We start from the raw sequence: 8,902 nt of genomic DNA, 5'->3' as shown, positions 1-8,902 counted from the left end.
CCGCGGACCACCTATTACTACCCGGCGTACCCGGCGACGACGTATTACTACCCGGCGTACAACTACTACGCGCCACCACCCGCCCCGGTGTACCAGGCCGCGCCGGTACAGACTTCGGCCGCGCCACCGCCGCCAGCCCAGGCCAGTTCGGACTGGTACTACTGTCGCACCAGCCAGGCTTACTACCCTAACGTACGGACCTGCACCGTACCTTGGCAGCAGGTACCGGCCACGCCGCCTGGGCGGATTAACTGACAGGGCCCACGGGCGCTTCAAGCCTGTCGAACTCGGCGAAGGTCGGGAGATAGACGCCGCATAGCATCAGCTACCTTGGCGGGGTCGGCTTCCCGAGCTTCGCCCGGTCCCACAGGGTAGGTGCCAGCCCTGCCAGCCAGGCTTTCGCCAAGCAATAAAAAACCCGCCGAAGCGGGTTCTTTTGTGGCCTTCCAACATCCTGTCGGAGCGCATCCGTGCTGGCCTGTCTTCCGTGACTGAAGCACTTCCTGCGCTTCACCTGTGTAGCTAGATTACGTCGCCGGCCTGGGCAGCAACAGAGGAGATCGCAGGCACGGCGTGTAAGCCTTCGGCTATCGGAAACGTAAACATGCCATCGGCGGCGGCCTGGCATTTGCGACAGGCAATAAAAAACCCGCCGAAGCGGGTTCTTTGTGGCCTTCCAACATCCTGTCAGAGCGCATCCGTGCTGGCCTGTCTTCCGTGACTGAAGCACTTCCTGCGCTTCACCTGTGTAGCTAGATTACGTCGCCGGCCTGGGCAGCAACAGAGGAGATCGCAGGCACGACGTGTAAGCCTTTGGCTATCGGAAACGTAAACATGCCATCGGCGGCGGCCTGGCATTTGCGCCAGGCAATAAAAAACCCGCCGAAGCGGGTTCTTTGTGGCCTTCCAACATCCTGTCGGAGCGCATCCGTGCTGGCCTGTCTTCCGTGACTGAAGCACTTCCTGCGCTTCACCTGTGTAGCTAGATTACGGCGCCGAGCAGGGCAGCAACAGAGGAGATCGCAGGCACGGCGTGTAAGCCTTTGGCTATCCGCGGCCGCAGCACTGTTTGTGCTTCTTGCCGCTGCCGCACGGGCAAGGGTCGTTACGGCCCACTTTCTGTTCGATACGGATGGTTTGCGACTCCGGCTCGTCGTCGGTGCGCTGCTCGGCCCAGTAGGCGTGCAGTTCGCGGGCGGCGCTGGCCAGGGCTTCCGGCAGGTCGGCAGGGACCTTGCTCGCGTCCTGGCCAGCATCCAGCTGGCTGAAGATGAAGTTCAGCGCGGCGGTGGGCGCTTCCGGCATCTGGCTCCAACCGCTGACCAGGGTGGTGGCGCCGCGCAGGTAACCCACGCACCAGTCCAGGCAGTCCAGCCCCTGGCCGTCTTCGCTCTGGTTGAAGATGGGGTGGTAGTTCTCGGGGTGGTCTACCAGCAGCATGGACACCTGGTTCAGGTGCTGGATGAGCGCATCGAAGAAGCGCTGATAGTTGGTTTCACTCTTCCACTTGGGCAGGTCACCGCCGCCCCAGAACGACAGGTACCAGGCGTCGAACGGGATCACGTCCTTGTAGGACACCACGGCGGTGAAGAAACCATCCATTTCCGACACCGTGCGCACGCCGGACTCTACCGCGAAGGCATCCAGTTGAGCCTGGATGAAATCAAACTGCTCGGGGGTCAAGGGGTCGTTGCTGATGGTGTAGGCCATGGCGGGTGTCCTGTAGGTAACGCGTTCTAGGGTATCAGGGTGAAACGGTAGCCAACAAAAAAGGGCGACCCTTTCGGATCGCCCTTTTCTCACCGCCCAGCAGAGCGGATTTTGTTTGGTAGGCGCGATTGGACTCGAACCAACGACCCCCACCATGTCAAGGTGGTGCTCTAACCAACTGAGCTACGTGCCTGCTGTGGGGCGGCATTCTACGGATTTGGCGGTGGCTGTCAACACACACGTACGCAAAAATGTGCCCAGCTTCGGTGCACGGCTACACTGTGGGCTCGGAATGCTGAAACAGGGACCCCCGCCGTGAACACCGCAAAGGCACGATTTGCCCTCTGCTCCACCCTATTGGCGCTATGCGCCTGCTCGCCCGCCCCCGACGCCCCCAAGGTGGATTACCGCACGCTGCTCAGCGCTGACCACCAGCTGGACGCCGCCAAGGTGCAGGAGGCGCGCGCCAAGTGCGCGGCCATGCCGGCCGGGCAGCAGAATGACAACGACTGGTGTGCCGCGGTGCGCAAGGCTGCTGACTGTGCCAAGGAAAATCTCTGCCCCTGACGCGACGCACTTGCGCGGCCGCGACACTTGTCGCACGCTGGCGCCCCATTGCGCCGCGCCCGGCCTTTCAGGCGCGGCTGGCCAGGAGTTTCAGATGTTTCGCACGCTTTCCCACGCCGCGCTGATCGCCGCGGCCCTGGCGCTGGCCACCCCGGCCCTGGCGCAAACCCACAGCCACGCCACCGAACACCCTGCTGCCGCGAAGAAGCCTGCGGTTGAGGGGCCGAAGGTTGCCTTGCTGGGCGGCAAGCTCGGCTTCACCTTGCCAGCCGGCTACAGCGCCAGCAGCATGGATGCCGGCGACGATCAGAAAGGCACCGGCGGCGCCATGGGCACGATGTATCAGAGCCCCAGGGAAAAACGCGTGGTGCTGACCAGCGAAGGGCCAACCCCGAACCAGGCAACGGTAACCGACTATGACGCCGCCTTCCTCGATGCAGCGGTGCAAGGCTTCGTGAAAGAGCAGAGCGCTGGCTTGCCGGACTTCAAGAAAACCGGCGAGCGCGAGTTCACCCTCAAGGGCCTGGGCGTGCGCGAAATCGACAGCACCGCCACTCAGGGCGGCGGCCCGACCTTGCAGGCAACCTTTATTGCCGGGTCGGGGAACAGCATGACCATCGTGCAGGTGATCTCACGGGCGGATGATCAGAAGGGCCATGATGCGGTAGTGAAGAGGATCGCGGCGGGCAAATAGGCTACCGCGCACTTCCTTGCGCCCAGCGCCCTGCCCCCTCAATGCAGGCAGCACTGCTTGAATTTCTTCCCGCTGCCGCATGGGCAGGGGTCATTACGGCCCACCTTGTCACCCACGCGAACAGGCTCGCCCGGCGTGCGCTGCGCCAACCAGTAGGCGTGCAGCCTCAAGGCACCGATGCAGACCATGTCTGCGGCCTCTTCCGGGTCGATCGTTTCTGCTTCGGTCTCGTCGTCGTAGGTGTGCACCAGAATGCCGGCCAGCAGTTCCTGCTCATTTTCCGGCAGGCCCTCCCAGCCATCACCCATGACCACGCCGCGCTCGTAGCCGAAGCACCAGTCTTCGACGCTAAGGGTGAAGTGGCCGTCTTCGTGCTCGTCTTCCATGAAGATGGGCGAGAACTCTTCGGCGTTCTCGATGAGCTTGCCGGCGATTTCGTTCATGTGCTGGATGACCAGGCTGATGAAGCGGTCCGACTGCTGCTCGTCCCAGGCTGGCATGAATTCCATGCCCCCCCACAGCGCCTCGAACCATTCTTCGAACGCAATGACCTTGGGCCCCGACACCAGGGCGGTGAGGTAGCCGTCCAGTTCCGAGGTGTTCCACACCGAAGTGTCGCTTTTGTATTGCTCGAGCGTTGACTCGAGGAAATCCCATTGGGCGTCGGTCAGGGGGGCTGCGCTTGGAGTAGTCATGGAGTAAGGCCGTGGGGAGATAATTGACAGTGTAAGTCGATTTGTCGCGCCATGTAGGACCATGGGCACAATCAGGGTGGGCATTATGACGGTTGAAGGCGGCAAGCTCGCGAGAATGCAGATTTTTATTTCACCGAATCGCTGAAGTGTCATAAAGCCATCATGGAACATTGGTACAAGGTCCGCGTAGTTCTCATTCAGAGCCCGCCGCCGTGAACCTTCGTTTCCCCCACTTGCGCAAACCCTCCACCCGCCCTGCCTTGCTGCGCCGCTTGAGCATCGGCAAGCGCCTGCTGGCCAGCTTTGGCCTGTGTGCTGTGCTGATGGTCGCCCTGGGCGGCCTGTGCCTGGGGGTGATGCAGCACATTCGCCATCAGGGCGAGCTGATCGAGCAAGGGCCGCTGTCGAGCATCGCGCAGGCCGATGCCATCGCCCTGGACCTGGCCAAGATGCGCACCGAGGCAGCCCTGCTGCTGGTGTTCGCCAATGACCCGGCCGAACTGGTGAACCGCAGGATCAACCTGCAGCAATTGAGCAGCGAAGTGGACCAGGGCTTCACCCAGTACCTGGCCAAGGTGCCGGAGGGCACCGAGCACGACTCCATCAAATTGCTGCAGGACGCGTCCCAGCAATATGCCAGCCTGTTCAAGCAAGCCATCGACCTGGTGGAGCACAAGCAACTCAGCGAGGCCACCCACCTGGCGAACAACGACCTGGCCAACCAGGGCAGTTTGATGGACATGCAGGTGCAGTTGCTGCGTGAACTGAACAAACAGACCAGCGCCCAGGCCCTGGAAAATACCGCCAGCACGTTCGCCCAGGTACGCCTGGTGCTGCCCGTCGCCCTGGGCGTGGCCCTGGCCTTGATGCTGTTGCAGGCCTGGCGCCTGAGCGTGAGCATCACCCGGCCCTTGCGCCAGGCGCTGCAGGTGGCCAAGACCGTGGCCGCTGGCGACCTCAGCCAACCGGTGGTCGCCCATGGCCAGGACGAAGTGGCGCAACTGCTGCAAATGCTCGGGCACATGCGCGACCAGTTGCACGCGGTGATCCAGCAAATCGGCGGCGCGGTGGGGCGGCTGAATTCGGCTACCCAGGAAATGGGCGCGATCATGCATGACAGCGCTGAAGGTTTGCAGCAGCAATACAACGAAATCGAACAGGCAGCCACCGCCGTGACCCAGATGAGCCAGGCGGTGGAGGAAGTGGCGGGCAACGCCGTGGAAACTTCCAGCGAGTCCCGGTCGTCCAGCACGGCGGTGCGCGAAGGCCAGCAGCAACTGGACGAGACCATGACCGATATCGGCGCCCTGGCCGACCAGGTGGAACAGGCCAGCCTGCGGGCCCAGGCGTTGGCCACCGAAACCCTGGGCATCAGCAAGGTGCTGGAAGTGATCCGCAACGTTGCCGACCAGACCAACCTGCTGGCGCTCAATGCTGCCATCGAAGCGGCCCGGGCCGGGGAAGCGGGCCGGGGCTTCGCGGTGGTGGCCGATGAGGTAAGGGGCCTGGCGCACCGCACCGGCGCGTCGACCCGGGAAATCGAACAGATGATGGCCGGCATTCACCAGGGTACCGGGCAGACCGTTCAGGCCTTGGCCGAAAGCGCAGCGCAGGCGGGCCGAACCCGTGAGCGCGCGCAGGTCACCAAGGATGTGCTGGGCAATATCTCCCGGTCGGTGGCGGGCATTGATGAGCGCAACCAGGTGATCGCCACTGCCGCCGAACAGCAGGCGCAGGTGGCGCGCGAAGTGGACCGCAACCTGGTGCGCATTCGTGACCTGTCGATGCAGACCGCCAGCGGTGCGGCGCAGACCAGCACCGCCAGCCAGGAACTGGGGCGGTTGGCCTCGGAGCTGGATGGCATGTTGGCGCGGTTTTCGCTGTAACCCGGCTGAAGGCTGGGATCGGGCCTGCCACAGAGGAAATGAACCCGATGGAGCACAGCTTGCTGGCGAACGATGCTACGCGGTCGCCTGCATGGAGATTGCTGTTGTGGGCGTGATCCTTTGACGGTTCAACCGCCCTGCGGCAACGCCAGCTTCACCCCGCCCGGGTGCTGGGCGATGACGCTGTAAGGCAGCACCGACCACTCCGTGCCCTCGCACATGCGCACCGCGCGGGCGAAGCTGGGGCCGAAGGCGATGCCCTTGGCGGTGAAGTGCCAGGTGGGGAAGTTCCACACTTGCGGGTCGCTGTAGTCGCAGTCGTTTTCGTCCGCGGGCTTTTTCATCTCATCGGGATACAGCCGCTGGAACTGCTGCACCAGCCACGGCGCAAAGACCTTGTCGCGGTAGGTGGAAAACTTGTCGAAGTCCACGTCGGCTTCTTCCGACTGCTGCGCACCCTCGCGGTCGTCATAGTGGAACGCCGCCCCCTCGCCCACCCACAGCACATCTTCCAGCGACAACGGCTTGCCGTGGTCGACGTCGAAGTTGATCGGCGCGTCGCCGAAATCCGGGTGGGCGCCACCGCAGTAGTAACTGGTATAGACGCTGACGCTGACCACCGCTGGCGACAGGAACGTGGGGGTGACGGTCTGGTCGTACTCACCCTCGCCGAAACGGGTGCTGCCCAGCATGCACTCGTGGTAACTCACCACTTCGCTCCACAACCGCGAACGCAACGCCTGGTTGACCCGGGACAGTTGCGGCTCCGGGTAGCCGGACTCGACTTCGAACAGCTGGATCTTGGATTGGGGTTCACCGTGCCATTGCAGCGGGTACCCCATGAACGTGTCGTGCTTGCCATTCACCAACGGCAATTGCAGCAAGCGCAGGAAATCATAGGGGGCGTTGTCGTGCAGTTGCACCCAGACCGGGTCGGCGCCGGCCGGTGTGTCGGGCACCTGGGCGGGCTTGAGGTCGACCTTCAGGGGCTTGCCGTCGGGCTTCTGCCACTGGCCCTGCCAGCCACCATCACGCGCCTTGAGCTGCAGTTGCGGGCGTGGGGTGTCGCTGTTGTCGTCCAGCCCTTCGTTCAGGGTCAGCTGGTCATCGGCCAGGGTGCCGGACAGCGCCAGGTCGCGGTGGTATTTCTCGTAGAAATAACGGCCGCTGACCTGCTCGGGGTTGGTCAGGTCCAGGTCGACCACAATCGGCATCGAGCCGAGCGTGCCGGTGTACACATCGGCGTGAACAGCCGTGGCCAACAGGCTCAACAGCAACACACCGGGGCGTAGCCATCCATGAGTCATGGAGCGTTTCCTTGCAAGACGGATCGCTGATTATGGCGCAAGCCGCGCGGTGCCGAATAGCCGTACGCCGGTCAGGCGCCCGTCCTGTTCCAGCAGTTTCAGCGGCGCGGTGCCACCGGGCATCTGCACGCTGACCTGCCCGGCCGCAACCAGGCCCACCTGCCAGGCCGCGCAGGCCACCGCGGTGGCGCTGGTGCCCGACGACTCGGTCGGGCCCTCACCCCGTTCGAACACCCGCGCCGCCAGTTGCTGTGGGCCCAGGCGCGCAGCCCATTGCAGGTTGATACCCGCCACGCACGGCAGCCCCAGGCCCTGGTCACCCTGGGCATAGGCGATGGCCGTGAGCGGCCGTTCAAGCGTGGGGGCACGCAACTGCGCCATGCTGGGCAGCGCTTCGGGGTTGTCCAACCACGTCACGCAGTGGGGGTTGCCGATGCGCACGAACACGCTGTGCTGCCAATCACTGTTCACGGCCGCCAGGCTGGGCACTCGCCACGTGTCGCGGGCATTGAAGCGGCTGGCTTCAGCGCCCTCGGCAGCCACCGCCGCCGGGCCGAAGGCCGGGGCACCCAGGTCGAGCCAGAAACCCTGCACCGCATCGGCCGAGGCAGGCTCGACGCTGACCGGTACTGGCGATACGGCGTCGGTTTTGTCATGGTGCACGTTAAGGGTGAAACCTTGCTCCCCCTTCACCCGTCCCTGATCGACCAGTGATTGTGCGAAAATGGTCAGCCCATTGCCGCTGCGTTCGGCCAAGGTGCCGTCAGTGTTGACGATCAGCAGGTCGAACGGTGCGGTGTCCTGGAATGGCCCCACCAGCAGGCCATCGCTGCAGTGAGCCTTGGCCCCCACCGGTTGCGCCCCCGCCGGCCAATGGCACAGCGCTGCAATGGCGGCGTCAGCCCAGGTTGCCCGCTCCCGGCCGGCTTGTGCCGCCTCGCCGGCAATGCCGATGCCCAGGCTGCGGAGCAACTCGGGCGAACACACCACATAACGATTGCCCCGCGCGTCGTACAACATGGAAGTGCCTCGCAATGATTGAAAATACTGCGACATTACCGGGAATTACTTCCCGTGAGTACACCGCCCTCTTTACCCAGGAGCCCGTATGCCCGAGTTGATCCGTCGCCGCTGGCGCTCCCTTGCCCTGCTGGTACTGATAATCGCCGCCCTGCCCTATGGCTGCTCGCGGCTGGCCTACAAAGAGCGCGAATTGCTGTACAGCATCCAGCCAGGCATCGCCAGCTGGTACGGCGGCCTGCCGGCCGGCGTTCAGCAAATGAACATTCCCCTGGAGGGCTCGCAGTTCCTGCATGCCTGGTGGTGGCCTGCGGCAAGGAAGGACGCCCCTACCTTGCTGTACCTGCACGGCACGCGCTGGAACCTTACCGCCCAGGTGCGGCGCATCACCGAGCTGCGCAACATGGGCTTCTCGGTGCTGGCCATCGACTACCGCGGCTTCGGTGACAGCCCCGGCGACCTGCCCTCGGAAAACAGCGTTTATCAGGATGCCCAGGTGGCCTGGCAGCGCCTGGTGCAGTTGCAACCCATGGCGCAGAAGCGCTTTATCTACGGCCATTCCCTGGGCGGTGCCATCGCCGTGGACCTGGCCCAGCGTATTGCCAAAAACGATGAACCGGCCGCCGCTGGCCTGATCATCGAGTCCACCTTCACGGACCTGGGCGATGCCGCCGCCGCGGTCATTCACACCTCGCTGCCGGTGCGCTGGATCATGTCGGAAAAATACGACTCCATCGACAAGATCGGTGCCATCGGCATGCCAGTGCTGATCGTCCATGGCACCGACGACCGGTACGTGCCATCGCGCTTCAGCCAGGCGTTGTACGACGCCGCCAACAGCCCCAAGCAACTGCTGCTGGTACCCGGTGGCACCCACCTGAACAGCATGACCCTGGGCAGCGCCGACTATGCTCGCGCCCTGCACCAACTGTTCGGCCTGAACGCCACGCAGGGCGCGGGCTAAAGCAACTAACCCGGGGGCGCGGGGTCAGTGGGTATAGGCATTTGCCGTTACCTTGAAGC

8 protein-coding genes, 1 tRNA gene and 1 pseudogene are annotated in these 8,902 nt (G+C 63.9%); 5 read left to right on the top strand and 5 right to left on the bottom strand.

The genetic code is table 11. From position 1 onward, the window contains the following. Positions 1-255, top strand: a pseudogene (locus tag QBK88_RS22150) (hypothetical protein); the annotation flags it as partial. Positions 256-1,047: 792 nt separating this feature from the next. Here the strand turns inward: QBK88_RS22150 and QBK88_RS22145 are convergent. Together QBK88_RS22145 and QBK88_RS22140 are read right to left on the bottom strand one after the other, a co-directional pair. Then, positions 1,048-1,710: a UPF0149 family protein gene (locus tag QBK88_RS22145; RefSeq protein ID WP_277963725.1), complete on the bottom strand. Its 663-nt coding sequence runs from the start codon at positions 1,708-1,710 to the stop codon at positions 1,048-1,050. Between the two features lie 116 nt (positions 1,711-1,826). Further along, a tRNA-Val gene (locus QBK88_RS22140) sits at positions 1,827-1,903 on the bottom strand. A 122-nt stretch (positions 1,904-2,025) separates the two neighbouring features. Here QBK88_RS22140 and QBK88_RS22135 point away from each other — a divergent pair. Beyond that, positions 2,026-2,277: a hypothetical protein gene (locus tag QBK88_RS22135; RefSeq protein WP_277963724.1), complete on the top strand. Its 252-nt coding sequence runs from the start codon at positions 2,026-2,028 to the stop codon at positions 2,275-2,277. Positions 2,278-2,371: 94 nt separating this feature from the next. Continuing rightward, complete coding sequence (locus tag QBK88_RS22130) at positions 2,372-2,971, top strand: hypothetical protein (protein ID WP_277963723.1); 600 nt, start codon at positions 2,372-2,374, stop codon at positions 2,969-2,971. A 38-nt stretch (positions 2,972-3,009) separates the two neighbouring features. Here the strand turns inward: QBK88_RS22130 and QBK88_RS22125 are convergent, their stop codons facing one another. Continuing rightward, complete coding sequence (locus QBK88_RS22125; RefSeq protein WP_277963722.1) at positions 3,010-3,666, bottom strand: UPF0149 family protein; 657 nt, start codon at positions 3,664-3,666, stop codon at positions 3,010-3,012. Between the two features lie 212 nt (positions 3,667-3,878). On the opposite strand from QBK88_RS22125, the gene QBK88_RS22120 reads away from it, so the two are divergent. Then, positions 3,879-5,552, top strand: a complete 1,674-nt coding sequence (locus tag QBK88_RS22120) for a HAMP domain-containing methyl-accepting chemotaxis protein (protein WP_277963721.1) — start codon at positions 3,879-3,881, stop codon at positions 5,550-5,552. Positions 5,553-5,680: 128 nt separating this feature from the next. Here QBK88_RS22120 and QBK88_RS22115 read toward each other — a convergent pair whose 3' ends face one another. Together QBK88_RS22115 and QBK88_RS22110 are read right to left on the bottom strand one after the other, a co-directional pair. Then, positions 5,681-6,859, bottom strand: a complete 1,179-nt coding sequence (locus QBK88_RS22115) for a hypothetical protein (RefSeq protein WP_277963720.1) — start codon at positions 6,857-6,859, stop codon at positions 5,681-5,683. A gap of 30 nt (positions 6,860-6,889) precedes the next feature. Further along, positions 6,890-7,879, bottom strand: a complete 990-nt coding sequence (locus QBK88_RS22110; RefSeq protein ID WP_277963719.1) for a diaminopimelate epimerase — start codon at positions 7,877-7,879, stop codon at positions 6,890-6,892. 88 nt (positions 7,880-7,967) lie between these two features. Here QBK88_RS22110 and QBK88_RS22105 point away from each other — a divergent pair, with 88 nt between their 5' ends. Continuing rightward, positions 7,968-8,843, top strand: coding sequence for an alpha/beta fold hydrolase (locus tag QBK88_RS22105; RefSeq protein WP_277963718.1), 876 nt, complete (start codon positions 7,968-7,970; stop codon positions 8,841-8,843). Positions 8,844-8,902 lie beyond the last annotated feature (59 nt).

It is taken from the genome of Pseudomonas sp. RIT-To-2 (assembly GCF_029623465.1).
Lineage (GTDB): Bacteria > Pseudomonadota > Gammaproteobacteria > Pseudomonadales > Pseudomonadaceae > Aquipseudomonas > Aquipseudomonas silvicola.
Note: the sequence above shows the minus strand (reverse complement) of the source record. Positions and strands in the feature narration are given on the sequence as shown.